General features: G+C 61.2%; 23 protein-coding genes and 2 pseudogenes. 15 read left to right on the top strand and 10 right to left on the bottom strand.

The features are described from left to right. Nucleotides 1–287 precede the first annotated feature (287 nt). Complete coding sequence (locus tag ACIBI6_RS40580; protein ID WP_329406805.1) at nucleotides 288–1,742, top strand: aldehyde dehydrogenase family protein; 1,455 nt, start codon at nucleotides 288–290, stop codon at nucleotides 1,740–1,742. 482 nt (nucleotides 1,743–2,224) lie between these two features. Here ACIBI6_RS40580 and ACIBI6_RS40575 read toward each other — a convergent pair. Then, nucleotides 2,225–2,338, bottom strand: a pseudogene (locus ACIBI6_RS40575) (Lrp/AsnC family transcriptional regulator); the annotation flags it as partial. A 29-nt stretch (nucleotides 2,339–2,367) separates the two neighbouring features. Between ACIBI6_RS40575 and ACIBI6_RS40570 the strand changes: the two are divergent. The 5 genes from ACIBI6_RS40570 to ACIBI6_RS40550 all read left to right on the top strand — a co-directional run bounded on the left by ACIBI6_RS40570 (nucleotide 2,368) and on the right by ACIBI6_RS40550 (nucleotide 5,405). Next, complete coding sequence (locus ACIBI6_RS40570; protein WP_396960480.1) at nucleotides 2,368–2,562, top strand: zinc-binding dehydrogenase; 195 nt, start codon at nucleotides 2,368–2,370, stop codon at nucleotides 2,560–2,562. 368 nt (nucleotides 2,563–2,930) lie between these two features. Further along, a complete protein-coding gene (locus tag ACIBI6_RS40565) occupies nucleotides 2,931–3,680 on the top strand; it encodes a hypothetical protein (RefSeq protein WP_329406808.1) in 750 nt (249 codons plus the stop codon). Continuing rightward, on the top strand, nucleotides 3,677–4,435 hold the full coding sequence (locus ACIBI6_RS40560) for a hypothetical protein (RefSeq protein WP_329406809.1): 759 nt from the start codon (nucleotides 3,677–3,679) through the stop codon (nucleotides 4,433–4,435). The genes ACIBI6_RS40565 and ACIBI6_RS40560 overlap by 4 nt, the downstream gene beginning before the upstream one ends. Before the next feature lie 60 nt (nucleotides 4,436–4,495). Then, on the top strand, nucleotides 4,496–5,122 hold the full coding sequence (locus ACIBI6_RS40555) for a cytochrome c oxidase subunit 3 family protein (protein ID WP_329406811.1): 627 nt from the start codon (nucleotides 4,496–4,498) through the stop codon (nucleotides 5,120–5,122). A 4-nt stretch (nucleotides 5,123–5,126) separates the two neighbouring features. Then, entirely contained in the window at nucleotides 5,127–5,405 is a 279-nt protein-coding gene (locus tag ACIBI6_RS40550; protein WP_329406814.1) for a cytochrome C oxidase subunit IV family protein, read from the top strand. Between the two features lie 938 nt (nucleotides 5,406–6,343). On the opposite strand, the gene ACIBI6_RS40545 is transcribed toward ACIBI6_RS40550, so the two are convergent. Continuing rightward, entirely contained in the window at nucleotides 6,344–6,601 is a 258-nt protein-coding gene (locus ACIBI6_RS40545; RefSeq protein WP_396960474.1) for a hypothetical protein, read from the bottom strand. 207 nt (nucleotides 6,602–6,808) lie between these two features. Between ACIBI6_RS40545 and ACIBI6_RS40540 the strand changes: the two genes are divergently transcribed. From ACIBI6_RS40540 to ACIBI6_RS40530, 3 genes are all read left to right on the top strand, one after another. Then, the gene (locus ACIBI6_RS40540; RefSeq protein ID WP_329406818.1) at nucleotides 6,809–7,312 is read left to right on the top strand and encodes a hypothetical protein; all 504 of its coding nucleotides are present in this window, start codon (nucleotides 6,809–6,811) and stop codon (nucleotides 7,310–7,312) included. An 862-nt stretch (nucleotides 7,313–8,174) separates the two neighbouring features. Continuing rightward, the gene (locus ACIBI6_RS40535) at nucleotides 8,175–8,537 is read left to right on the top strand and encodes a hypothetical protein (protein ID WP_329406820.1); all 363 of its coding nucleotides are present in this window, start codon (nucleotides 8,175–8,177) and stop codon (nucleotides 8,535–8,537) included. A 97-nt stretch (nucleotides 8,538–8,634) separates the two neighbouring features. Continuing rightward, entirely contained in the window at nucleotides 8,635–9,471 is an 837-nt protein-coding gene (locus ACIBI6_RS40530) for a mycofactocin-coupled SDR family oxidoreductase (protein WP_329406822.1), read from the top strand. 666 nt (nucleotides 9,472–10,137) lie between these two features. On the opposite strand, the gene ACIBI6_RS40525 is transcribed toward ACIBI6_RS40530, so the two are convergent. Then, on the bottom strand, nucleotides 10,138–11,034 hold the full coding sequence (locus ACIBI6_RS40525; protein ID WP_329406824.1) for an acyl-CoA thioesterase domain-containing protein: 897 nt from the start codon (nucleotides 11,032–11,034) through the stop codon (nucleotides 10,138–10,140). Between the two features lie 71 nt (nucleotides 11,035–11,105). On the opposite strand from ACIBI6_RS40525, the gene ACIBI6_RS40520 reads away from it, so the two are divergent. Continuing rightward, on the top strand, nucleotides 11,106–11,345 hold the full coding sequence (locus tag ACIBI6_RS40520) for a hypothetical protein (protein ID WP_329406826.1): 240 nt from the start codon (nucleotides 11,106–11,108) through the stop codon (nucleotides 11,343–11,345). Nucleotides 11,346–11,522: 177 nt separating this feature from the next. Here the strand turns inward: ACIBI6_RS40520 and ACIBI6_RS40515 are convergent, their stop codons facing one another. Next, a complete protein-coding gene (locus ACIBI6_RS40515; RefSeq protein WP_329406829.1) occupies nucleotides 11,523–12,620 on the bottom strand; it encodes an enoyl-CoA hydratase/isomerase family protein in 1,098 nt (365 codons plus the stop codon). 559 nt (nucleotides 12,621–13,179) lie between these two features. Beyond that, on the bottom strand, nucleotides 13,180–13,833 hold the full coding sequence (locus ACIBI6_RS40510; RefSeq protein ID WP_329406831.1) for a TetR/AcrR family transcriptional regulator: 654 nt from the start codon (nucleotides 13,831–13,833) through the stop codon (nucleotides 13,180–13,182). 774 nt (nucleotides 13,834–14,607) lie between these two features. Here ACIBI6_RS40510 and ACIBI6_RS40505 point away from each other — a divergent pair. Continuing rightward, the gene (locus ACIBI6_RS40505) at nucleotides 14,608–15,189 is read left to right on the top strand and encodes a hypothetical protein (protein ID WP_396960470.1); all 582 of its coding nucleotides are present in this window, start codon (nucleotides 14,608–14,610) and stop codon (nucleotides 15,187–15,189) included. A 58-nt stretch (nucleotides 15,190–15,247) separates the two neighbouring features. Here ACIBI6_RS40505 and ACIBI6_RS40500 read toward each other — a convergent pair whose 3' ends face one another. The 4 genes and pseudogenes from ACIBI6_RS40500 to ACIBI6_RS40485 all read right to left on the bottom strand — a co-directional run bounded on the left by ACIBI6_RS40500 (nucleotide 15,248) and on the right by ACIBI6_RS40485 (nucleotide 19,506). Next, nucleotides 15,248–15,502, bottom strand: coding sequence for a hypothetical protein (locus tag ACIBI6_RS40500; protein WP_329406836.1), 255 nt, complete (start codon nucleotides 15,500–15,502; stop codon nucleotides 15,248–15,250). A gap of 527 nt (nucleotides 15,503–16,029) precedes the next feature. Beyond that, a pseudogene (locus ACIBI6_RS40495) lies at nucleotides 16,030–16,659 on the bottom strand (GTP-binding protein). Between the two features lie 18 nt (nucleotides 16,660–16,677). After that, entirely contained in the window at nucleotides 16,678–17,052 is a 375-nt protein-coding gene (locus ACIBI6_RS40490; RefSeq protein ID WP_329406838.1) for a DUF742 domain-containing protein, read from the bottom strand. 45 nt (nucleotides 17,053–17,097) lie between these two features. Beyond that, nucleotides 17,098–19,506, bottom strand: coding sequence for a nitrate- and nitrite sensing domain-containing protein (locus ACIBI6_RS40485; RefSeq protein WP_329406841.1), 2,409 nt, complete (start codon nucleotides 19,504–19,506; stop codon nucleotides 17,098–17,100). Nucleotides 19,507–19,965: 459 nt separating this feature from the next. On the opposite strand from ACIBI6_RS40485, the gene ACIBI6_RS40480 reads away from it, so the two are divergent. Beyond that, nucleotides 19,966–20,979 carry a hypothetical protein gene (locus tag ACIBI6_RS40480; RefSeq protein ID WP_329406843.1) on the top strand — a complete coding sequence of 338 codons (1,014 nt, stop codon included), beginning with the start codon at nucleotides 19,966–19,968 and terminating at the stop codon, nucleotides 20,977–20,979. Nucleotides 20,980–21,275: 296 nt separating this feature from the next. Here the strand turns inward: ACIBI6_RS40480 and ACIBI6_RS40475 are convergent, their stop codons facing one another. After that, the gene (locus tag ACIBI6_RS40475) at nucleotides 21,276–21,881 is read right to left on the bottom strand and encodes a TetR/AcrR family transcriptional regulator (protein WP_329406846.1); all 606 of its coding nucleotides are present in this window, start codon (nucleotides 21,879–21,881) and stop codon (nucleotides 21,276–21,278) included. Between the two features lie 530 nt (nucleotides 21,882–22,411). On the opposite strand from ACIBI6_RS40475, the gene ACIBI6_RS40470 reads away from it, so the two are divergent. The 3 genes from ACIBI6_RS40470 to ACIBI6_RS40460 are packed head-to-tail and all read left to right on the top strand — an operon-like array spanning nucleotide 22,412 to nucleotide 24,176. Further along, entirely contained in the window at nucleotides 22,412–22,609 is a 198-nt protein-coding gene (locus ACIBI6_RS40470) for a hypothetical protein (RefSeq protein ID WP_329406849.1), read from the top strand. Continuing rightward, nucleotides 22,606–23,340, top strand: coding sequence for a hypothetical protein (locus ACIBI6_RS40465; RefSeq protein WP_329406851.1), 735 nt, complete (start codon nucleotides 22,606–22,608; stop codon nucleotides 23,338–23,340). The genes ACIBI6_RS40470 and ACIBI6_RS40465 overlap by 4 nt, the downstream gene beginning before the upstream one ends. Next, a complete protein-coding gene (locus ACIBI6_RS40460; protein WP_329406853.1) occupies nucleotides 23,337–24,176 on the top strand; it encodes a hypothetical protein in 840 nt (279 codons plus the stop codon). The genes ACIBI6_RS40465 and ACIBI6_RS40460 overlap by 4 nt, the downstream gene beginning before the upstream one ends. The last annotated feature ends 8 nt before the right edge of the window (nucleotides 24,177–24,184 follow it).

Here is a 24,184-nt window from a genome sequence, read left to right as displayed (position 1 = left end):
ACTCCGCGCTCGTCGCCCGCACTTACCGCAGGCGGGCCGACTCGGGTCATCCGCCGATCCGCTCGGCATCGAGGGTTCGCCATGAAGGGCCGGTCTGTAGCGGGAGTCGACTCAGCGACACTCAAACCACGTTCGCGGACATCAGCTCCGGTTGTAACGGCGCCACGTGGTGGAAATGCCACTCTTATCTATGAATGTAAGTCTTGACCGAATATCGGAAAAGCCTAGTTAGATGCTCGCTAAGCAAATGCCCAGCTCTCGACCTCGGTAACGAGGAAGGAACCACGATGACACTGCAGTCGATATTGGACGAAATACGTAAGCGCCCCGGCACAGGTGAGGTCATTCCGGTCATCGATCCTGTGACCGAAGATCAGATCACTGAGTTCACCGATTGCGGGGAAGAAGCGGTCAACGAAGCCGTGGCGCGTGCGCGGGCTGCCTTCGAGTCGGGTGTCTGGCACGGTTTACCCGGACGCGAGCGAGCAAAAATCATGTGGCGCATAGCCGATCTGATGGACCAGTACGCCGACGACCTCGCTGAACTCGATTCGCTCAATACCGGCATGCCACTGGCGCAGGCGAAGATGATCGTTCCGACCTGCGCCGAGTTCTTCCGCTACTACGCCGGTTGGTGCACCAAGATCAACGGCACCGCCCACGAAGTGCAAATGACCGGCGGGATTTCGGGTGCCTACGCGGATATGCACGCCTACACCCTCAAGGAACCCTATGGCGTAGTGGGACTGATCTTTCCCTGGAACGGCCCGGTCTTCAATGCGTGTGCCAAGCTCGCACCAGCACTCGCCGCAGGGTGTAGCACCGTGGTCAAGCCTGCCGAGGAAACGCCACTGTCGGCCCTGCTGCTAGACAGGATCATCACCGAAGCTGGCGTTCCCGACGGTGTCGTCAATCTCCTGACCGGCTACGGTCACACTGCGGGAGCAGCGCTCACCGCACATCCCGATGTCGACAAGATCGCCTTCACGGGGTCGACCGAAGTCGGCAAGCAGATCGTGCAGGCCTCCGCTGGCAATCTCAAGAAGGTCATGCTGGAACTCGGTGGAAAGTCGCCGGTGCTTATTTACGACGACGCCGATCTGAACATGGCCATCCTGATGGCGTCGATGGGCATCTTTGTGCACTCCGGACAAGGATGTGTTTGCGGATCACGCATCTTCGTTCAGCGCGGTGTCTACGACCAGGTCACAGAAGGCATTGCGACAGTGGCGAATTCACTGAAGCTGGGTGGTCCTAAGGAAGAGGGGAGCAATATCGGTCCTCTCATCAGCCACAAGCAGCTCACGCGCGTTATGGGCTTCATCGATGAGGGCAAGCAGGACGGCGTCGAGGTGGTCACTGGCGGGCACCGGCTCGACCGGCGCGGATACTTCATTCATCCGACTGTGCTCACCAATGTCGATCCCGGAATGAGGCTGTATCAGCAGGAGATCTTCGGGCCCGTAGTAACGATCACGCCATTCGATGACGACGACGAAGCCGTGGCCATGGCCAATGACACGACCTACGGGCTCGCCGCCACGGCCTGGACGAACAACCTCAGCCGGGCTCATCGCATCGCGAAGCGACTGCAGGCGGGGACCGTAACGCTGAACTGCCAGTTGGTCTTCGATCACAGCGTGCCCTTCGGCGGCTACAAGCAGTCCGGCTGGGGCCACGAATTCGGCAGGGAGGGCATCGAGGCCTACATGCAGACGAAATCGGTTTGGGCGCAGCTGTAGCCTTGCCGACAGTCCGCCCCATGCCCGGCGCAGCAGTGAGTGGGGCGGACGCCGCCAAGCACCTTCAATGCCGAATCGAGACCCGTCCGGCAAACAGCGGCCACAAAGCCACGCTGACCCCGAAATCCACCAATGACTTCAATGTCGCATCTCGACGGCGGTTTGGTGCTGGCGACGTTGGTGGCCGAGGTGAATGTTGCTGTCGGCATGTTGTTTTCAGGGTTGTCGCTGCCGCTACTCGTCGAGGATGTGGTCGATGGGGTTCGCGCATCCCGGTGCGGGCGCGAACTTAGGGCGGTCCTTGCGGCATGCCCAACCTGGGCACCCCCGTGCCAGTGCTCTTCGCCCGCTGGCATCCTCGACCAGAGCGACACCGCGCCTTGCATGACGGGGGGACACACTGAAAAGTGATGCCCTCAGTTCAGAAGAGGCTCAACCTGACCGAGTTCACGCCTGCCACGACTAGCCTTTCGCGCTGCGTGTCAAGCGCTGCGCGTCCAGGAGCCGAGCACCATCAACGTTTTGGTGCCGGTGACGCCCCCCTCCCGGCGGAGCCCATCGATGACCTTCCGCAAGTGCGCGATGTCCCGCACCCGTACATGGACGAGAGCTCAAAGAAGCCACCATCCAGGGCACCGCGCTGTGGTACGCCACCACGCAAGAAGCCGCTGACGCCCTCGCGGCCGTGGCGGCCGGACTCAACAACGGAGTCATCCAACCGGTCGTCGGAGACACAATGCCCCTGAGCGACGCATCCGCAGCCCACCGCAAGATCCTCGAACCCGGAACACGCGGCAAGCTCATTCTGATCACCGAATGACCCACGGAGCCAGAGCGTCTCGCGGGCGGTCAGCTCCCGGCCGGCACGAGCACGGTCTGGTCAGGTGTCGGTGTCGAGACCGCGTACTGGCACCGATCGTCACCCCCAGCCGACCGATTCACCCATGAGGTCTAGCTGATCGGCTAGTCAGGGTCAACGCCTGATCAGCGGTTGTCGGGATTAGAAGAATGTGTGCGGTCGGTGTCACCGACGACGAGCTGGCTCGGGCGCATTCCCCGATCGGTTTGGAACTGGGTGGGCGCTCGGTCTGCTTTCTACCGCGAAATGGGGCTGGTGCCAGCGGGGATTGTCAGAGGCTAGCCGTTCGGCTAGTCTAGGTCCCTAGTCGAGTGGTCCAGGAGAGTGTGATGCAAACTGTCATCGAGGCAGAAGGCGCGACGGAGAGCGCGAAACTACGATCGCAGTGGATAAGTCTCTGGATGGCACCATTTTTTGGGGCCGTTCTGCTCGTCGCATTCTTTTCCTTTCCTGGATTCTTGCCGGTCATGTCGCCCGAGATGACCGCCGTCGAAGTGGCTGGTTTCTACAATGAAAATACAGCCATGATCCGTTTCAGCATGATTACCTACAATCTCTGCGGGATCATGCTGATTCCCTTTTTCATGGTGATCGTCATCCAGATGAAGCGCATGGCGACGCCGAGCCAGGTGCTTGCTTACGGCTATCTTGCCTCGGTGACGAGCGGCGCGACACTGTTCGCCATCGCAGACATCTTCTGGCTTGTCGCGGCATTCCGTCCGGAACGGAATCCGCAGCTCATTATGCTGTTGAACGACCTGGCCTGGATCACCTTCACTGCTCCAGTCGGTATGCTCATCGTGCTGAATCTCTGCCTTGCGCTGGCCGTTTGGCTCGACCGTCAGCCGACCCCAATCTTTCCACGATGGGTTTCGTATTTCAGTATTGCGATCGCCATGGCGATGACACCCGGTGCATTCGCGGTCATTTTTCGGACCGGTCCGCTCGCGTGGGATGGCATCGTATCCTTCTGGCTCCGGATCGGTGCATTCAGCCTCTATCTGGTCGTCATGTTCTTCGTTGTGCTGGCAGCAGTCAGGCGGCAGGCTCGGGAAGCGTTGGTAGGGGTTGCGCAATGACCGATACGGTGTCGACGGCAATCTCGGTGGAGGGTGATCCGCGGAGTTATTCTCAACGGGGCAAGGTCGACCAGCTGGTTTGCTGGTGGACCCTGCCGGTCTTCTACAATCTGTTCGGGTTGGTCTTCGTGGTTCTCACCAGGGTGATGCCGCCGCCCCGGCCTGACGTGACCACGGATCAAATGGTCGACTTCTTCGATGACCATGCCACGACCATCAAGATCGGGTTCGTGATCCTGATGGTCGTCATGGGATTCGCGGGCATCGCAAATGGCCTCATCGCTCTTCAGATCAAACGAATGTCGGTGAGTCCGGTATTTGCCTATGCCTACATTGGAGCATTGGCGGTCGGTGCGGTGCCAGGTTGTTTGATGCCAGCGTTCTTTTTTCTGACGGCCACGTTCCGCACCGATCGTGATCCGCAGATTATCGCGCTCCTATACGATCTCGGATTTCTGTCCTTCGTGGGCTCCCTGGGTTGCTTCGCGACACAATGCATGGTTTTGGCGATCGCGATCTTCTTGGATAAGAACGATGTCTTTCCTAAATGGTTCGCCTATATTTCCATATGGATGATTGTCACGGAAATTCTCGCGGCGCCGGTGTTCGTCTTCAAGTCCGGACCTTTCGCCTGGAACGGATCTATTAGTTTCTGGGTCGGCACCGCGATTTTTGCAGGCTGGCAAGTATGCATGATCACATTGCTTCGCCGGACAATAAACCTTCAGTCTGTCGATGAGCAGATTCAGGACTGACGTGGAGCCGACGTGGCAGCCAGTTGAAATCCGAATCCCCGGAAGAATGGGACCAATACTATGACGAAAGCAGACCCGGTGGCGTCCGAACTCGAAGCCTCGTCGCCGACAGAGGCTCGTGACATAGGCCAGAAATCCGAAGCGCACCTGCCGGGCGACGTGGCAGTATGGGTTTTCGTCCTCGGAGACCTGATCATCTTCTCGTCGTATTTTATTATCTTCATGGTCGATCGCAATCGGGATCCGGATCTCTTCCTGCAATCGCAACAACATCTCGACCTGAACATCGGCGTCGTGAATACGCTGATACTACTGGCCAGCTCATGGTGTGTCGCAAGATCCGTGGTTGCCGCGCGGAATGGTGAATATCAACATGCGATGATGTTTACTGTAGCCGGTGGCCTCTGTGGTGTGCTGTTCGTGCTGATCAAGATCTACGAATGGTCCTCCAAGATCAGCCAGGGCATGACTCTCCCGAGCAACCACTTCTTCATGTACTACTACATGTTGACGGGAGTTCACCTGTTTCATGTCCTGCTCGGTCTCGTGATACTGGCGGTCGTTCTGGCGGAACTCCGAAACCCAAGGCTTCGCCGGATGAAAATGGTTGAGATCGGAGCCACGTATTGGCATATGGTAGATCTGCTCTGGATCGTTGTCTTCGCGCTCGTATATGTAGTGAGGTGAAGCGATGACTACTATGGCAACCAATACGCGGATCGGCTACGTGTGGGGGATCCTGTCCGTAATAACGGTGATATCGTGGCTTCTTGGGCACTCGGACACCGGAGGGCAAATCGTCGCCAGCGCGCCAATTACTATAGCGGTGTTGACGATGGGATTGATCAAGACGCGCCTCATCCTGCAGAACTTCGCCGAAGTGCATACGGCGCCGCGGTGGCTTCGCTTTTCCACCGACATCTGGTTGGTTGTCTTCTGGGGAACGGTACTGGTGATGTATCTCTACTGAGTGGTCGGCTATGTCGGCTCCGACCGTATTTTTCGGTGACGCTACCAGGCCTCGATCCCGTAGCCGGTGAGACGCCGCGCCAGGCTCATGACGATGGGGTGGATGCTGGCACCTCCGATTGCGGCCGCCAGTATCGCTGCGGGCACGCGCGCCTCGGCGCTCGCATCCTTGCCGGCCAGGACCGAGAAAGGCGTTCCATCAGTTGTTGGAACAGTTCATACTGGGCAACGAGCCGAATCACTACGGGATCGGTTTGCAGTGTGCTTGCCATGTGTCGCTCGAAGGAGAGATCGACCACTTGCACGAGTAGCGCTACACGCGCCTGAAGATCGTATTCTTCGGACTCGGCGGCGTCCACCGCCGCTTCCAGCTCGGCCAATTCGTACTCGGCGACGGCGAGAGTGGTGTCATTCTTTGGTTGTAGACGGCTGCCTTTGTGACACCGATGGCGTGGGCGATCATCTGAGGTGACGTTCCGCCGACACGGTGCTGCGCGAACATTGTGAGCGCCGCTGGGATGGTGCGGATCTGTGTGGCGATGTAGCGAAGACTCGATTTCTGCTGGTAGCACGTGATGAGGAGCTCACGGGACAAGGGTAGCCGATCGGCTTGTAATCCTCTTGTATCGCCCTAGTCGATCGGCTATAGTTTTGTCGAAGCTAGCCGATTGGCTAGCCTGATTGAATTGATGGCTATTGCGTGGAGGAGGCTTCTTGTACGCCACGTCGAAGGCCATACCACTGAAGAGGATATCGGCGCGGTTGCGGTGACCGTGTCATTTTGTCGGAGCGGACATCAGTTGGGCACTCAGGATTCACGCCTCGTTCGAAGAATTCGCCACCTCGTTGCTGGATGCGCCGATAGATGGCTGCGGCGAGCTGCGATTGCTGGTGGGCGATGGGTGGCGCTCGATACCACTGGCCCGGATCGTCAGGGAGTCAGTGATAAGCCAAGAAGTTCTCCTGCACCATTTCGAATCCAAATGGCAATGCCGGAATGCTGTCCTCGACGCTTGGGATGCCGATGACTAGAAGCATGTGGATTTGTCCGGGGACATCATCGAGCAGATCGAAAGGGGCGCCGATCGGTTTACGCGCTCGCCCGAACTCATCGGCGTGTGCGTCCTGCTCACCGAGAATTTCGGGCTGGACGTTCCGCCGCACGACCGTCGCCTCGGCAGGAACTAAATCGTCCATGACACCTGTCGCCGAAGGAATTCGGCATGGACAACGTGCCGGCATATACCACGCTGACCTTGGCTCCGATGCCAATGCTGTAGAAATTATCGCCTTTCTGAATGGAATGGAAACCTAATGGCTCCTCGATCCTTAGATTCCCCTGACCGCAGTGTTCCGGCAGTATTGCCGGTCGCCCACTCACGGGCTCACGCCCGTCGACACATATTGAGGTACCGGCTATCGGTCGTCGCCCCGAGCGCGGTCGAAGTGGTGCGCTATGCCGGAGGATGGCTTTTCGATCGTGTGATGGCGGGATGGGACGTGACGGTCCTGGTCGCCGACCACACCGATGTTCGGCCGCTGCAGATCCTCGGTGCGACGGTGCTCGACTTGGAGCGCTCGCTGGCGTCACCGCGTAGTCCCATACCGCACACTGTCGCGGTGGCCGTGGATCTATACGAGTCCGATGAGCGCGTCCGAAGGGGCGTGCTGGATATCCTGGATTGCGATCAGTCCGAGGTTGCTTTGCTTGGCGAGGTCTGCCCGAGTGAGCTGAGCCGCCGGATCGGATCGGTGCAACATCGGCTCAGTAGAGCTGCGCGAACATTCAAGGCGCAGGCTCTGGCCGCTGCTGCGGTGTCGGTCGAGTCGGTCGAGTCCGTCGAGGTGCTCCACAGTCGTTCGCTGTCGACCCCTCGTCCGCCGACGGCTGACCTCGTGCTCGCCTGAGGTTCGCTGCGAGGTGTGGTCCGCCGCCTGGTGGGATCCGTTCGGCTATGCCGCGTGGACACGAGCGGGTACGGGGTCGAACGTGTGGTTGACGCCGTGCTATTCGCAGACACCCAAGTGGTCGTTGCGCCTCACGAGTTTGTGGTCGCAGATAGAGAAGTGCACGGGTTTCCGCACCCTCCGTGCCCGCTCCGGAAAGTCTTGCGCAGCCCAATTGTCCACCGCGACGACGGCCTCGTGTCTGGGCCCCCGAGGACGCGATTGAGGTGCCGCCGACGAGTTCGGGCGGATGCAGCCGAGCCGGTTGCCAGAGCAGATCTCCGAGGCCCGCCGGTCGCCCCTCGGGGCGCAGCCCCCAGGAGGGCCCGTGCTTTTCGGCTGATGTGCACGTCCGGTACCAGCGAGTTCCAGGCCCAGCAGTTCTGTTCCCTTCTCCTCGGCGGCCATCCGGAGCGCCAGTTCGTAGCTGGCCGAATGCGCCAGCAGGAAGATGCCGGCGCCGCGCGAACGCCCTCCGAGATGTTCATCGATGGCCGCATACATCAGTTCGACACGGACTCGTATTCGGTGGTGGTCGTGCGTCCGTCCTCAGCGAGGTGTGCCATCTCAGCGCCTCCGGGCAACAGTTTTGGCGAACTCGTGTTGTGTAGATCCGCGACGCCCACGCCTGTCACTCGAGAGTAAGGAGCAGCCTGGCAGATTTAACGTAGGAATTGTCATCCATATTTGTGCACGAACCATTCTCAGCCGCAATCGAGACGTCAGTCTCGGCAACCGACTCTGAATCGAGAAACAGCTTTTACCGTCGCGAATCATTCAGGGATCGCGCGACGGATGAATGACACGATCAATGGAGATAGTGATGAAGAAACGAAGCATCCTCGGTCTCGTTGTACTGGCCGCCGCGGCAGCCCTGACCGGTATCGCGGCGCCGAGCGCATACGCCGAAGACCCTAGTCTCGCAGCGGATTGCGCAGTCCTCGCCCCGATCGGGTCCGAAGCGGTCAGTAGGCTCACGCCGCTGCAGTCGTTGCCGCCGGAGGAAGGGCAAGCAGCCCGAGACCAGTACGTCGGCGAATTGCAATCCCAGCTGTCCAACGTCTATACCGACAAGGGACAAGCTGATCTGTCGAATTATATCAACGTCGTACAGAACGCGACCTCGGCGTCCGATGCCGGACGGATCATCACCGCCATCCGCGCACTGCAAGCAGACTGCTCCTAATGCCCAAAGGGAAGTGGCGCTGCTGATGGTTGTGCTAATTCTGCGAGGCGTCCGCAATCGTCCACCCAATAACTGACGCAGGAAAGCGAGTCATCAGATGACCGGAAGAGTCGAAGGCAAGGTCGCCTTTATTACGGGCGCAGCCCGTGGCCAGGGTCGCAGTCACGCGCTGCGGTTGGCGCGGGAGGGCGCCGACATCATCGCTGTCGACGTGTGTAAACAGCTCGACGGCGTCAATATCGCGATGTCGACGCCGGATGACCTGGCCGAAACGGTAGACCAGGTGAAGGCACTCGGAGGGCGGATCCTTGCCGTCGAAGCGGACGTGCGTGACTTCGACGCCATGCAAGCTGTGGTAGACGAGGGAGTCAAACAATTCGGCCGACTGGACATCGTCCTGGCCAATGCCGGTCTGGCCAGCGATGGCGCCCGGATGGACGAGATGAGCGAAAAGACCTGGCGCGACATGATCGACGTCAACCAGACTGGTGTCTGGCTCACCACCAGGGTATCGGTCCCGCACATGATCGCCGCCGGTAACGGCGGGTCGATCATCTTGACCAGCTCGGTGGGTGGTTTGCGGGGCGGCCCGAACATCGGGCACTACATCAGTGCCAAACATGGCGTCATCGGCATAATGCGCACATTGGCAATGGAGCTGGGCGACAAGAACATTCGCGTCAACACCATCTGCCCTACCCAGGTGGCGACGCCGATGTTGCTGAACGAGAGCACCTATCGCATGTTCCGACCGGATCTGAAGCACCCAACAGTGGACGACTTCAAGGCCGTCTCCCAGTTCATGCACGTGCTGCCAATCCCGTGGGTCGAGGCCGAGGACGTCACCAACGCCGTCTTGTTCCTGGCTTCCGACGAGGCGCGCTACATCACGGGCGTCGCGCTGCCGGTGGATGCCGGAGGCATGCTCAAGTGACCAAATGAGCGCATCCGGCGCTACGGCGCTGGATGCGCTCGGTATCTACTGCGGTAAGCGAGAGCCGGTCTCATCTGCTGGGTCAGCGCCGGGTTTGCCGCAGCGCCCAGCGTGCCATCTCCGTCTGGTCCGCCCGGTCTGAGCGCGGCGTCAGCAGGCTCGCCGCTGCGCTGCCAGTGCGTCCGAACGCGATTCAGGCAACCAAGGCCCGGTCTGCTCGGGTTTGCCGACATCATTGTTGTCAACAAGGCCGATCGCGTGGGCGTGAGCAGACCGTGCGAGGGAGTTGCACATCGAAACCGGGCTGCCGATCCACACCATCGTGGCATCACTGGTACGGGCATCGGCGAATTGATTGAAGCGGTCAGAAGCTCGCCGCCGCGTATACGACTGCCCGTTGGACTGGGCGCGCGGGCCCGATCATGTCTCTTGCGCAAATCCGCCTGCGCACCGCTCCGACTTGGACGACCTCGCTGCTGCTGTTGCGGTCGGCCGCCACGCCGCCTATACGGCGGCGGATCTTTGCTGTGTCCTACCACCGAGACGGTGTTGCGCATGGCTGCTGCCGAGGCAGAAGCCGACGATGCGGCCTGCGGTGACACCGATTGAACATCAGCGCACTCACTCTGCGACGGAAAGAATCTGTCCGGCCGGTTTCGGCGGCTCTCACACTGTCTGCTCGGTGCGGTGCGTTGCCGAAATATTTGGCATCGCGTCCGGTTCGAATCGCGTTAACCCTTCCTGGGCATAGGACGCGACGAGGGTGCCGTCCGCAGTGAAGACATCGCCGCGGCCGAAGCGGCGGCCGTCCGTCAGCACGGGGCTGTGCTGGCGTAACAGTAGCCAGTCCGCAGTGCCGAATGGGCGATGGAACCAGAGGGTGTGGGAGGTCACGGCGGAATCGAAGTCGGTGCCGTTGCCTTGCTGGCTCACGCCGTCCACCGGCGGTGACGCGGTGCCGAGGAGGTTCAAATCGGTGGCGTACGCGGTCAGAATGGACGCCAGTTCACGGCTGACCTCCGGGTTACGCATCGGCAATTCGTACTCTGACGCGGCCGACGCCGTGGCGTTCAGGTCTGCGGCGGGGCGGGTTTTCCACGGCAGCAAGTCGAACGTGACCTGATGTTCGGGCGGCAGTATGGGCGCGATATCGGCACTGGTTTGATGGAGCGGGCCGCCTTCGGTGATGTGCATGGATACCGAGGCGCTGGCGACCACGGCTGTGCGCTGCTTTGCGATGATCGTCAGCGTCGCGAATGCGCGGCCCTGGTGATGGCAGGCCACCTCGTACCGGACGGGCTCCTCGTGCCGACCCTCCTTGGCGAAAATCGCGTGCACGGATTTGACGGTCTTGTCCGGGTAGGCGAGTCCGGCCGCACGGATGAGCTGCCCGAGAATTTGCCCACCAAAGAGGCGGTGGTAGCTCAACGGCAGATTTGGTCCCTCGAATGCGACTAGGGCGGTTCCGGGTTCGGCCGACCCTTCACGCCGATCGGTGGCACCGGATGGTGGGCAGTGACGAAGATCGAGACAAGCGAGTAGGTCACTCCACAGGTCGGGCATATTTCCGATTGTAATCGATATTCTTTCTGCGGGAGAATTGTATTCTCCCACACTGTGTGGACAATCCGGCGGTGCAGAAGTTCCAGACTGAAGTCAATGCCGCCTGGCGTGCGGCGACCTTGGCCTGCTGGAGTTGCCTGGTTCAGGCTTCGGCTGCGCTGCACGTGGTGTCGACTGTGCTCCTCGATGCGGCGCTATTGATTCTTTTGATGCGAAGATACTTTCCGAATATTGAGAGGATTATATTCCGCGACCGTACCGTGGAGAAGCTCGTGACCTGGACGCGGACTTCGACGCAAAGTGCCGAGTGAGGTGATTCGGGAACCGGGCAGGCGCGCCGGGGCAGTCGGAGGATCATTCGCATCGCGGTCGGCCGGTCGTGATCGGCATGCTCGACCGCGCCGCGCACCAGCTAAATCCGTACTCAGTCCGACGATGGCATGTGTCGATGTGGCCCGGGCTCGTCTGCCTTGCGACCGAGCTGCACCTCAGCCCCTCGCATCGGTCAGCCGGTCAACCAGACCCCAGCGCAGCGCCGTCGGCACGGACAGCCGCTGCCCGGTCAGCATGAGCCAAGCCGCCCGCCATCGGCCGATGCGGCTCGGCACGCTGACCGTCCCGCCCGCACCTGGCACCAGGCCCATGTGCACTTCCGGAAAACAGAAGAACGCGTCCGGGGTGGCGGCGACCGTGCCCGCGAACGCGGCCATCTCGGCGCCCGGGCCGATACAGGCCCCGTTTACGCACGCGACCAGGTGACCGGCGATGCGGTCGAGCACTCGCCATGGCGCACGGTCCAGCCGCACCAGATACCCCGCGACCAAGTCGGTTGCACAGCCGAACTCGTCCAGATCGCCGCCGCTGCAGAAGGCCGGTCCGGCACCGCTCAGTTCGACTGATGTGATGCTCGGGTCGGCGGCCGCCACCTGCGCAGCGGCCAGTAACTCCTCACGCAGCCGCATGCTCAGCGCGTTGCGGCGCTGCGGGTGGTCCAGCATGATCGAGAGGTGTCCGTCGGTGCGGTGTAGCCGAACCAAAGCCCGGTCGGTACGGGGTCGCGGGCGGGCGGGTCCACGTTCGGCGAGCCATCGGGCGAACTCCGGACCGGCGAGCAGCATCGAGTAGACGGCAGCCTCCGCTGCCAGGGCTTGCGTGGTGTCCAGCTTGGTGGTTTGGCGCAGCAATTGGCCACACGCGAGTGCTGCTCGTGGCGACCGGGCAACCGCCGCACGCAGCGTCGCGAGGGCGGCGTTGATGTCCTCGACCGGTATAACCTGGTGCAGGAGATCGGCCACCGGTAGATCGGTCAATGTCAGGGTGGTTGCGGCGAGAACCGGGCCCATGGGCCTGGTCGGCGGACGGTTCAGCACCCCGATGATGAGCGACAGCGAATCTCCGATGAGCGTTGCCGTCCTGGCGATCGTCTCGGCCGGAGCATCGCATAGATCGTCGAGTTCCAGCACCACCAGCGGCCGTGTCGGCACTCCCGATTCCGAGAACTCGAAACCATCATCGACGAGCGGATCGCTCACCATTTCGCGGCGGCGCTTCGGGATAACCGGTGAATGTCGCGCAAACACGGACATGCAGCAACCTACTTTCCAGCGAGGAATTGCACCCGGCTCCCCGCGACGTGCGACGGACGGGAACCACCTACGGTGGTGATCGTGATCGTGGTTTCGACGGGGAGCCAGCCTCTCGTGGCGGTCTCCGTCCCGACCGCCGCCCCCTAGCGGCGTCGAGGTCGGTGAGATCCGCCGCAGTGGTCCAGTAGAGATCATTTCGACTAGTTGAGAGAATCATATTCTCCCCTATTGCATGTGGCAATATCCTGCTAGATCTGGAATCTCTGGACTTCGCCATCCGCGTTGCGCCAGAGTTTCGGCGCAACCGTCCAATCGGCCTCGGAAAGGATGGCAGCCCACAGGATTTCGGCCGGCAACCGGGACCGGGGCGATGTCGGCAATTCCGCGGACCAGGGGGACTCGGCCCGGGGACAGCTTCTTTCGTCGCGGCGGTGGAGTTCTCGGCCAATAGCGCCGTGAGCGATACCGGTTGCGGCGCGCGGCCGCTCGCCCGGACCGGGCACCGCGTGCGAAGTGCAAGGCCGCGGTGATCGGGTGGCCCACAGGGCGACCGATACCGCTATGCGTGGACGAATCCGTGGGCGCAGAAGTTCCAGACTTCCGCCGCGGTGATCGGGTGCGCCGCCTCGTCGTCTGTGCTGCCCGCGGATTGTGCGGTGAACATGACCGTCTGCATCAGCAAGGCGGCCATCCGGCGGGGATTGAAGTCTTCGCTCAGCTGGCCAGCCTTCTCGGCCTCTTGCATCAGGTCGGTGAACAGCGCCAGCAGCGCTGCGTGCGCGACTTTGACCTGGGCAGGATGGGAGACCAGCAGCTGCGGCGCGAAATCCGTGAACAGGGGGCGCTGCGCAGTAGGGTCGGGCTTGCTCAGCTCGAACAGCAGCTCGACGGTGACCTGCAGGCGATCCAGCGGGTCGGGCTTGTCATCGGCGGCGGCTCGTAGCTGGTCGGCAGTGCGGCCGAGCGCATCCTCGAACAGAGCGAGCAGTAGCTCGTGTTTCCCGTCGAACAGCAGGTAGAAGCTGCGCAACGACTGGCGGGAACGATCGACGACCTCCTGCACGGTGAAGTCGGTGGTGCCCTTCTCCATGATGATCGCCTGAGCGGCGCCGAGGAATCGCAGTACCCGCTGTTCGGCACGAAGTTTCGCGTCGTGGATCGAGCGTTCGACAGCGCGCTCCTTCCAGGCGGGCTCTTCGCTGAGGCTGGTCACGATCGGCTCTGTCCCAAGTTATGTGTGCAGAACATGGATGGACTCTACCGGAGAATGTCATGTTTCCAGCTGCTCATTGTGTGTTTCAACAACCATAATGGGAACTGCTACTTTCCCGTGAAGAGAATGCTATTCTCGCGATATCGCTCAATGATAGCTGGCAACGGAGGCGGTCTGGATGGTTTTGGAGTTCGACTCCGATCGACGGCTATGGCGGAAGAGGGTCTGTGATGTCATCGCAGAGGAGTGCCCGCCAGCACCGATCTACGAGGTAGTCGACATGAACAGGGATCCGGCCGCGCCGAGGCGGACCTATATCGGACTTGGGTGGCCAGGTTGACGGCTCCGTCCGAGGCACGCGCGGAGGCACTCTGTACCGCCTCCGAAGTGCATGCCTGGGAACTTGGATACCGTGCGACAAGCTCGACGAGAACTCACGGGCATTGGCGGCGCGGATAGCCGAGATGCGTTCGCTCGGGCTGCGTCAGGCCGAGGGGCGGTCAACCGGACCTTAAATATCGTCCAAGGCTTCTATGTCGTAATCCGGTCGGTATTCGTCGGTGCATGTAACCGGTCATGGGAATCTGTTGAGCGTGAATGGGCGCCCGGTAAATGATGGCGCTCAATAGTATGAAGCAGAAGATAATGTGATTAGCTCGCCCTAGTGTGTAAAATCGGCGCCCGGAGTGTCGATGGAAATGGTGGAATTTGTACGAGTATATATCTCTAGATCGATAACATGCCTGTTGTCTCGCATTTCTCCTTTTTAGCCGGATGGTCATTCGACTGAAAAGGGTATGCGGCGAACAAGGGTTTTTGTACACTACCCCGATTCTCATACCGAGAGGAATCATTATGCGTGATAACGTTGTCCGCCGAACCGTGGCCTGGTGTGGTATTGCGGCGATTGCATTCGCTGCCGTTACCGGCTGTAGCTCCGATGATAAGAGTTCCGATAGCAATGCGTCGACGGCGACCTCGTCGTCGGTTGCTGTCGGCCAAGCTGACGCTGCGACGACCAAGGCCATTAGCGATGCCTACATCCTGTTCTTCGACGGGAAGGCGGCCCCGGACAAGAGGGCCGCGGGCGTTGAGAGGGGGTCGGAATTCCTGACACTGCTGCAGGGGCAGGCGGCTGATCCGCAGGCGCAGAGCACCTCGGTCACCGTGTCGGCGGTGAAACTCACCGGCGCCGGCCATGCCGATGTCACCTATACGCTGCTGATGGGCGGTAACCCAGTGCTGCCGGACCAGACCGGTGAGGCTATCCAGGAAGCCGGCCAATGGAAGGTCGCGGCGACTACCTACTGCGCATTGATGGCACTTCAAGGCGGTAAGTCGACCGCTTGCGGGTAGCGCCGCGCTTTCGGTACTCGGCGGTGGTCCGCCGAGCGCCGAAAGGTCTACCGGGGGGTCAAGCATGCTCCGGTGAGACGGTGATAACTGCTGCGATCCGGCCTAGCTCGGCCGGTATCGCGCCGCCGAAATGAGTCACGCAGGGAGTGATCACCGCGTCAGCTTCTGCCTTTCTGGCGACCGCGATCAACTGCCCCACCGGATCGTGGGTGCGGTCGCTGATTGCCATTATCTTGGCGAGGTTATACCCGAGCCGCGCTGCCAAGCGTCGGATCTGGGTCTCGTCCCAGGTTTTGCCGTATGCCGGAAACATCGCTCCGCAGATAGCCGATTGCGGTGGGAACCAGTCTCATATCGGCTTCCGTTCAAGTTGGTGCGAGAATCTAATTCTCATAGGGTAACAATAGTGTTTCCCGGAGCGGTAGAAGTGGGTTTGAGAAGAGGTTCGGTGACGCTGAAAAATTGGTCATGACGGTAAGCCCTACTCAGCGGCCTCATCATAACCGCCCAATGGATTTGTCCGGATATCTCGCGCTTGTTGCCGAGGTTCTTCGCCGAGCAGCGGCCCGTCCAATCGGGGCGATGACGATCACCTGGCGTCAGGCACTCACGATGATCGTCCGATCGTGGTGGCCTTGGTCTTGCGAATCCTGTTGTACCGGACCAGAACCGGTGCGGAGATGCGGGCCACCGTCGCCCGATGACCTTCAAGGGCTCGATTGTAGTCGGCATCATTTCTTACCGCCCGCTGGTTTCGCGGGGCAGATCTCGTTGTGCCAGTTGAGCATCGCGGCGATGGCGGTCGCCGCGTTGGTCCGTGCACTGATCCCACTGACTGCGCTACGGCTGCCCGTGGTCTAGCTCGCCTTGGGAATGGTCGCCTTTCGCATACCCGGTGCGCCGAAACCGATCACCTCGCGGTCCGGTACATCGTCTGATCGAGTAGGTGCTAGTAGCACCATCTTGCAGGATTCGCGGTCGGGCATCGTAGAGCACTATAGGGAAGTGGCGGTCCAGATCGAGCGCGTTGTAGACCGAATCGATGGTGTAGATGGCGGTACCGTCAAAACAGTTGACCGCGATCGCAAAGGATAGTCCGCGGCCTTCGAAATAATCGATCGCGGCAAAGGAGTTCGGAAGCCGCTGGGTGTAGGCGATGACCACCGCGCCGAGCGCGCCACGGGCCATCTCGTCCCACAGGAATCAGAATCGGTCCTGGCCTGGGGTGCCGAACAGATACAGCACCAGGTTCTGATTGATGGTGATGCGGCCGAAGTCCAGCGCGACGGTAGTCGTCGCCTTTGCCTCCACGCCCGACAGATCGTCGATGCCGGTGGACAATTTGGTGATCAGTTCCTCGGTGTGCAGCGGCGCGACCTCGCTGATCGAGGCAACCATGGTTGTTTTGCCGACGCCGAAACCGCCAGCGATAAGGATTTTGACCGAAGCCGCCCGCGTGGCCGCGGACATCATTTCAGGCACAGTGTTCTACAGCTTTCGGATTCCATCGAGTATTGCTTGCAAGACGGTGACATCGCTGGAGCCTTCGTCGGTGGGTTTGGGTGTCCGGAAGTGCAACTGCCCTTCGTCGATCAGATCGCCGACCAGTATTTTCGTCACCGCCAAAGGCAAGGCAAGGATGGCCGACACCTCGGCCACCGACTGCGCGACCCGGCACATCCGAATGATTTCCGCGTATTCCGGCTCCGCTCGTCGCAGCTCCGGCGGATCGGGCGCTGTCACGACCAGTGTCAGCATGTCCAGGTTCCGTCCCGGCCCGGTGGTCCGGCCCCGCGTCACCGCGTATGGGCGGACCAGCGGCCCCGCCTCTTCGTCGAACAAGGAATGCCCGAAGAATGTCATGGCAGTCGAGGAATTTGTCCGGTTCGACCGTCCAGCCAGTCGAGATCACCTGTGTTGGAAGAGGTCACCTTCGCCTTCCTGTTCATCCGATGTCACGATGGCCGGGTTCGTACCGGTGGGGTTATGGTCCTGGGTGGCTTGACGGCCCCGCTTCGTCCCGATCTCGATGGCGGACATGAGATCTCGCGCGCTCTCGGCGGATCGGGCATGGTGCGGTGCAGCTTCGGGTTCGGGGCTGCGGTGTTGCGCCAACTCGGGCGTGAGACTGGCTTGTCGGCGCCGCCGAGGCAGCGCTGGCCTCGGATCGGTGCTTCCGGGCGCTATCGATTCGGTTGCGTGATGGTGCGGGTATTTCGTTGGCGCGTGCCCCAGCAGGGACGTGGGTGCGATGGGGAGCGGGGCGGCGGTGATATCGGTGACCGGTACTTCACCAGTCGTGGTTGGTTCCGGACGATAACTCGTAACTCGGTCGGACAAATGATCGGGATTGGCAATCGAAAGATCGGTGGCGACCAGCGCGAGCGGGATGAGCACGATCGCCCGGATACCGCCGTAGTCCGATTCGGACAGCTTTGTCGAGATATTGTGCCGCGCGCCGAGTTGCGCGACGACGAACAGTCCGAGCCGTGAGCTCTCCGACAGTGACGTGACACTGAAGTCCGGCGGTGTGCGCAGCATCCCGTTGGCCCACTCGAGCTCGTCGGCGGCCATACCTATGCCCTGGTCAGTGATTTCCAGGATCACGCCCTTGCCCGCTGGATTGCCGGTGACGCGGACATGCGATTGCGGCGGCGAGAATGTCGTGGCGTTGTCGAGCAGTTCGGCGAGCAGGTGGGTGAGGTCTGCCACCACGTCGCCGATCAGCAGAATCTGCGGCAACCTGCCGGTGTGTACCCGTGTGTAGTCGACGGTTTCGCCGATGGCGCTGCGGACCACATCGATCAGCGGTACCGGCCGCCGCCACTGCCGGACCGGCTGCCCGCCAGCGAGAACGATGAGCTTCTCGGCATTGCGGCGCTCTCGCGTAGCCAGGTGATCGAGCTGGAAGAAGACCTTCAACAGCGCTGGATCCTCCTGCCGCGACTCGGCCGCATCGAGGAGCTCCAGCTGCCGGTGTACCACCATCTGGCTGCGGTGCGCGATATTCAGGAAGACCGCGCGCACGCCCGCTTGGGTCCGAGCCGCGGTGATCGCGGCGCCGACGGCGGCGGTGTGGGCATGGTTGAACGCCGTGGCCACCGAGCCGAGTTCGTCGCGGCCGAAATCCAGTCGTGCTGCTTCGGTATCCGCGTCCAGGTCCGCGCCGGTGGCGAGACGACTCATGGTTTCGGGCAGCCGAACCTGGGTCAGTGCGAGTGTTTCCACACGCAGCCGCCGCAGCCGTCCGATGAGTCGGTTCGCGAGCCACAGCGCTACTAGGAAGGCCGCGATCGCGAGGCCGAATACTCCGCCTCCGGCGATCGCTGAGTTCTTCGCGTCCCGACTGGCCGTCTGTGCGGCACGATCCAGCGACTGCGCGACATGGCTGCCCCATAGTTCCATCAGCCGCTTGTTCACTTCGGTCGCGGCGTCGCGCCACTCGCGGGCGTTCAGCGGCGATGGGGACGTCGTTGCCGTCTTGGTCCGAACCGGATGGATGATGGCGTCTTCCATTGTGCTCAGGCGATGCCAGTCAGGGGTATCGATGATCGCTTTCGCCTGGAGCCCTACGTCCGTCGACTGGTTCGCCATCTGTTCGAAATAGGTGTGGTAAAAGCCGACGAGATTTCGCAATTCGGTGGTCAGCGACGGCGGCAGGAGAGCTGTTTCGTTGAGGACGGCAGCGGTGAGTGCACTGCTGCGCGACATCGCCTCGACCGCACGCAGCATTTGGAGACTGTTGGCCATCTCGACGGCGGCGCTGACAGTGGGGGCGTTGTTCTCGATGAGCGCGGTGCCGCTGCGATCGAAGCCGGACAGCATCGCGGTGTAAAACGTATAGACGTCCGATATCGGCATCGTGCTCGAGTCCACTTTGTCGCGGATGCTCAGCAACTGTGATCGCAACATGTTGAAGTCACTGAGCTGCTGCTGCAGCTCGTTCGCACCCGTGCTTTGCAGTGCCGGCATATTGGATCCGAGCGCGCGCAGAGCGTCGTCGAGATGCTGCCGTGCGGTGACGAGCCCCACCGGATCCGGATCTGCGACCGCGAGCTGCCATACCGTCAACAAGCGCTCTTGCTCGACGGCGGAAGCCATTGCCTGGTTGTTGGCCATGGAATCGCCGAGGATTTCCGCGAAGTTTTGCGCCTGTTGTCCGTGCCGCACCAAAAAAGTTGCGGCGCCACCACCTATCGACATCAGGGTCAAACTTGGGATGAGTGCGATCAACAGTATCCGGGTCCGGATACCCCACCTCGCGGTGAACGGCACGGATTCTGCGGGCGGCCCGATGCCGCGCTCTGCATCAGTCATGAGAAAGAATCATATTTCCGAAAATGGGAGAGTGTGTCATCCGCAAATGCGAATTACATTTCCGTGATGATAGATCGGTGCCCCCGTGCTGACAACAGCGATCTGGGGGCGGGCGCGTGCCGTTGACACGGGATCAGGCCTGCCCAGAGGCGCCGTCCATGCCTTGCTGCGATGCCCGGCGCCTCGATCCGTGATATCACACAATTTCGCTGACACACGATTGGGTGCATCCACGCTACTGAGAACTTTGTTCTCTAAGAATGAGAGGATAAGTTTCTTGTAGAAAGAGCGCCGATCGGCGCCCCGCCGGCTACCGTGCATCGGTAGCCGACCGATCTCGGCACCGAGAATTCCCCACTCGGTGACCTGATCCGCGCGGGGAAGGTCGATCAGACCGTCGACATCACCCAGGTCGATCGGGACGCTGATGGCACGCCCAAGAGCCTGGTCGTCGATAGTGTGCCCGCGAACCCGTTGGCCACGGCCTTCGAGTTCACCCTGTACGCGGCGGACGGCACGACCAGCAAAGGCGCGCTGTCGGGCACGTGGGACGCCGCGTCGAAGACCTTCACTCTCGGTGACGGCAATGCGGCTGAGGTGTTGAGCGCCATCGCCGTCGGCGCAAAGGTGCGGATCGACAACCGCTGGTATTTGGCGTTGCCGACATACTCGCGCCACCAGGTACCGGCCAGGTCCGGCTACTACGCCTTCGACCAGTATCGCGGCCCGAATGGCAACCCCATTTATCCCCAGCGGGCCACCGAGGTCGGCCCGTCGATCTCCAAGAGCGTTTCCGGCGGCGGCACCCACACCGGCAAGGTCAACGGCAAGGTGATCATGGTATGTGGCCTGCTCGATTCCGATGCCTTCTCGTGGGACGGAGACTGGTACAGCAGGCAGGCCAAGGCGGCGTTGGGGAACAAGTACGACGACACCTTCCGGCTCTGGTACAACGACAACGCGGACCACATCGCGCCCGCCCGCACCGATCGCCTTATCGACTACCGGGGTGTCCTGCACCAGGCGCTGCGCGACGTGGCCGCCTGGGCCGAAAGGGGCAAGGCGCCAGCACAATCGACGCACTACGACGTGACGGACAGCCAGATCTCGGTACCCGACCATGCTGCCCAGCGCCGCGGCATCCAGCCCGTGGTCGATCTCGAAGTCAACGGCAGAGACCGGGTCGAGGTTTCCCCTGGCACCACGGTCACGTTCAAGGCCAAGATCGAACTCCCGCCCGGCACTGGCGAGGTGGTGGCCGCCGCGTGGAACTTCACCGGCACCGGGGATGTCGCGCCAGCGGCTCTATCGGGAGCCGACCGCCAATCCGGCGTTGTGACACAAACATTCACTTACGATAAACCCGGTACTCACTTCCCCTCGGTGCTCGCCACCGCACAACGCGACGGTGACCCGAATGACGAGTTCACCAAGATCGACAACCTCGGCCGGGTTTGCGTCGTCGTCCGCTGACCAGCAGCGATAAGAGCATGGAAGAACTCGGGGCACCCGAGTTCTTCCATGCTACGAAAGATGTTGTCCGCGTTGGTATAGCGTGGTCATGCGTGTGACCACCGCGCGGAAGAGGGCGTCTCGAGCAGCAGCGGCCGCGGCGGCAGCACAGCCCCCAGATGGCTCCCCTCCCAATTGTGACCTGGTAGTGGAGCTGGCCGTCATGGTTTCGCGGGATGTCGGTGGCTAGTGTCGGGCGCCTGGCGCGCGCGAGGTGAACAGTTCACGCCGATGATCCACGACGCCGCTCCCTCAGCTCACTGTCCCCGCATGCTGTGCAAGGTGGTGGCCACGTATTTCTCCAGGACCGGGTCGCGCATGGATGGTGTTTCGGGCAGGCCGATCAGCAGCGGGTACAAGCCGGCGATGAAGAACAGTACGCTGTGGAATACGTCTGTGTCGGAGGCGATTTCGCCTCGTTCGCGTGCGCGCTCCAGTTCGTCCATGAGCACGATGAACACCGGGTGAGCGCTCCACTCTTCGTACTGTGCGCGGGTGGCGGACAGGTGCAGCGCAAGAAAGTCCTTGAACAGGTGACTGCCGAGGCGTTTTCGGATGGCCTCGTGCAGGCGTACCGATTCGGTCAGCGTCGCGGCCAAGTCGTGTGGTTTACGGAGGAATCGCGACAGTTCGCGTGCCATGCGTTCTTCTTCGCGCTGCTCGAGTTCGATCAGCACGTGTTCCTTCGTCGGGAAGTGGAAGAAGAACGTGCCGTGCGCGACCCCGGCCACCGAGACGATCTCTCCGACATCGGCTGCCGCCATGCCCTTGCGTTTGAACTCGGCGATCGCCGCACCCAGCAGTAGTTCACGTGTCTGCTGCCCCTTGGCTTCGCGGGAAGAGACCTTTCCCTTGGCGGGCATCGTTTCCCTTCCCGGTGAGCAACCTGACTCGAGTTGGTTACGTCATGGCCGACACGGCGCTACGCCGGAAGTCGTGAACTGCGATTATCACCCTATCATCGCGGGGCTTCGCCTTCCCCCCGACGATCAATTGGCGGAAGTGAAGCTCAGGTAACTGACCTGACTCGGTTACAGATCAAGCCTTGCCATCCATGTCGACAGTACCGCCCGATCTCATACGGTGCAGTTGATTTCAATCCGGAGTGAGTCGAGGGCTTGCCGAAGGCCATAACCGGCGTGCTTGCGCCTGCGCGCCCGGCAGGCGGGACGTACGAGTGTCCGACTCCCTGCGCCGCGGTACGCCATTACTGATTGAAGTCAGTGAAGTGGTTCCCCATCACGACCGGACGTGTTAGTTTCCTCTGGCGTGGCTAACCACCCATGAGGCATATAACCTGCTGGTATAGCGCTTAGCGTGGTCGCGTCGCAAGCGAGTCGTTTACGGCTCGCCGCCGTTCATGATTGATCTAAGTCAGATCGAGGAGTGGTCGATGCAGAGTCGCACCGACGCCGAAGAGCTGTCCGAGACCGCGATCGCCAGCGCACAGTGGGTGAGCCTGTGTGCCCACTGTGGTGTATCGCACCCGACGCTGCTCGAGTTCGATCTGCAGTTGGGCAAACCATTTTCCGTGATCGCCGACAGCAACAGCTGGGCGAAAGCGCTTTCCTGTGAGGACTCGAGGCGATGAGACGAGCCGATGGCGAATTGATCCTGTTCTGGACGCTTCCCGTATCGGGATTAATCTGGATTATCGCGTTCTTCTTGTTCCCGGGCTTCGTGCATCCGATGTCGCCGACGATGCCGGCGGAGGAAGTCGCGGCTTTCTATCGGGATCCGTCGAATCTCACGCGGATTCGATACAGCATGATCTTGTTCAACTGGTTCGGCGTGTGTCTGGTCCCGGTTCTGATGCTGATCGTGATGCAAATGCGCAGGATGGCTCTGCGCACACCGATCCTCCAGTACTGCATGATCGGATGCGCGGCAGGCGGCCCCACAGTCTTCCTTTTCGCCAACCTCACGTGGATCGTCGCCGCATTCCGTCCGGACCGGGATCCGGCGCTGACGCAAATGTTCAATGATCTCGCGTGGATCACCTTTACCGCCGGTGTTCCGTTCCTCATCGCGCAAAGTGTGATCCTCGCCCTGGCGATCTATCTCGACCGCCAGGCCCAGCCGGTTTTCAAGCCCTGGGTGGCCCACTTCAACCTTGTCATCGCGGCCGCGTTGGTGCCGGCCTGCTTCGTCGGGCTGGCAATGCAAGGTCCTATTGCCTGGGACGGAGTGCTGTCGTTCTGGCTCAAGAATATCGCCATCGCAGTCTGGATCGCGGTCATGGGAGTCGTGCTCGGCCAGGTTGTTCTCCGCCAGAATGGCAAGGAGGAAGAGGTCGCCGCACAGGAAGAGGTCGCCGCATGAGTACCGCGGTGGCGGAGACCATAATCCCGCCCGAGCCGCGTCACCCATCACCGCTGCACCGGCTCGCTTGGAATTGGCGCCACAATCCGAAGCGCGAATTGTGGGGCGCCTGGGGGACGACGGTCGCCTTCTACAATGTGTTCACCGTGGCGTTCTTCGTGCTCACCCGGACCCAGCCGCCGGGGCACCCCGAGTCGACGGGATCCAAGGCCGCGCAGTGGTTCAACGGACACACCAACGGCGTGCTCATCGGATTCGCCATGGTGTTCCTCGTCGCTGGCATGACAACGGCGCAGAACGCGCTCATCGCCTATTCCCTCCGACGAATGTCGGTGAGCCGCGCCTTCTCCTATACCTACCTCGTTCTCTACTCGCTGAGCGCGGTTCCAGGCATGCTACTGATGTGTATCATCCTGACCGTCGGAGCCATCCGGCCCGACCGTGATCCCAAACTGATGAGCTGGCTCTACGATTTCGGGTTCCTTACCTTCATCGTAACCATGGGCGTTTTCCTCATCGGTTCGCTGGTTTGGATGCTGGCGATTCTGCTCGACAAGAATCGTGTGTTCCCGAAGTGGTTCGGCTACCTCAATCTGTGCAACGCGCTCACAGAGGTAGTAGTGGCGCCCGCCTGCATCTTCGAACGAGGCGTCTTCGCCTGGAACGGCACGATCGCATGGTGGATCGACATGGTTGTGTTCGGCATCTACACGGGCTGCTTCATAACTCTGCTGCGGAACATGATCCTGCGGGAAGACTTCGGCACCGGGCCGCTGCCGGACCTCGCATCGAAAAAGGAACTCGATCCTGCGGTTTCAGCGAAGGCGGAACAGTGACAGACGTA

This window comes from Nocardia sp. NPDC050412 (genome assembly GCF_044458825.1).
Classification (GTDB): Bacteria; Actinomycetota; Actinomycetes; order Mycobacteriales; family Mycobacteriaceae; genus Nocardia.
This window is presented reverse-complemented; position numbering and strand designations above follow the sequence as displayed.

What these genes read in the sequence shown, in the direction of transcription:
- ACIBI6_RS40470 (WP_329406849.1), top strand. Translation starts at nt 22,412, where the DNA reads ATGCAGAGTCGCACCGACGCCGAAGAGCTGTCCGAGACCGCGATCGCC.
- ACIBI6_RS40500 (WP_329406836.1), bottom strand. Translation starts at nt 15,502, where the DNA reads ATGTTTCCGGCATACGGCAAAACCTGGGACGAGACCCAGATCCGACGC.
- ACIBI6_RS40545 (WP_396960474.1), bottom strand. Translation starts at nt 6,601, where the DNA reads ATGGACGATTTAGTTCCTGCCGAGGCGACGGTCGTGCGGCGGAACGTC.
- ACIBI6_RS40485 (WP_329406841.1), bottom strand. Translation starts at nt 19,506, where the DNA reads ATGACTGATGCAGAGCGCGGCATCGGGCCGCCCGCAGAATCCGTGCCG.
- ACIBI6_RS40530 (WP_329406822.1), top strand. Translation starts at nt 8,635, where the DNA reads ATGACCGGAAGAGTCGAAGGCAAGGTCGCCTTTATTACGGGCGCAGCC.
- ACIBI6_RS40475 (WP_329406846.1), bottom strand. Translation starts at nt 21,881, where the DNA reads ATGCCCGCCAAGGGAAAGGTCTCTTCCCGCGAAGCCAAGGGGCAGCAG.
- ACIBI6_RS40460 (WP_329406853.1), top strand. Translation starts at nt 23,337, where the DNA reads ATGAGTACCGCGGTGGCGGAGACCATAATCCCGCCCGAGCCGCGTCAC.
- ACIBI6_RS40490 (WP_329406838.1), bottom strand. Translation starts at nt 17,052, where the DNA reads ATGACATTCTTCGGGCATTCCTTGTTCGACGAAGAGGCGGGGCCGCTG.
- ACIBI6_RS40465 (WP_329406851.1), top strand. Translation starts at nt 22,606, where the DNA reads ATGAGACGAGCCGATGGCGAATTGATCCTGTTCTGGACGCTTCCCGTA.
- ACIBI6_RS40515 (WP_329406829.1), bottom strand. Translation starts at nt 12,620, where the DNA reads ATGTCCGTGTTTGCGCGACATTCACCGGTTATCCCGAAGCGCCGCCGC.
- ACIBI6_RS40565 (WP_329406808.1), top strand. Translation starts at nt 2,931, where the DNA reads ATGCAAACTGTCATCGAGGCAGAAGGCGCGACGGAGAGCGCGAAACTA.
- ACIBI6_RS40505 (WP_396960470.1), top strand. Translation starts at nt 14,608, where the DNA reads ATGGTCATTCGACTGAAAAGGGTATGCGGCGAACAAGGGTTTTTGTAC.
- ACIBI6_RS40535 (WP_329406820.1), top strand. Translation starts at nt 8,175, where the DNA reads ATGAAGAAACGAAGCATCCTCGGTCTCGTTGTACTGGCCGCCGCGGCA.
- ACIBI6_RS40525 (WP_329406824.1), bottom strand. Translation starts at nt 11,034, where the DNA reads ATGCCCGACCTGTGGAGTGACCTACTCGCTTGTCTCGATCTTCGTCAC.
- ACIBI6_RS40580 (WP_329406805.1), top strand. Translation starts at nt 288, where the DNA reads ATGACACTGCAGTCGATATTGGACGAAATACGTAAGCGCCCCGGCACA.
- ACIBI6_RS40560 (WP_329406809.1), top strand. Translation starts at nt 3,677, where the DNA reads ATGACCGATACGGTGTCGACGGCAATCTCGGTGGAGGGTGATCCGCGG.
- ACIBI6_RS40555 (WP_329406811.1), top strand. Translation starts at nt 4,496, where the DNA reads ATGACGAAAGCAGACCCGGTGGCGTCCGAACTCGAAGCCTCGTCGCCG.
- ACIBI6_RS40550 (WP_329406814.1), top strand. Translation starts at nt 5,127, where the DNA reads ATGACTACTATGGCAACCAATACGCGGATCGGCTACGTGTGGGGGATC.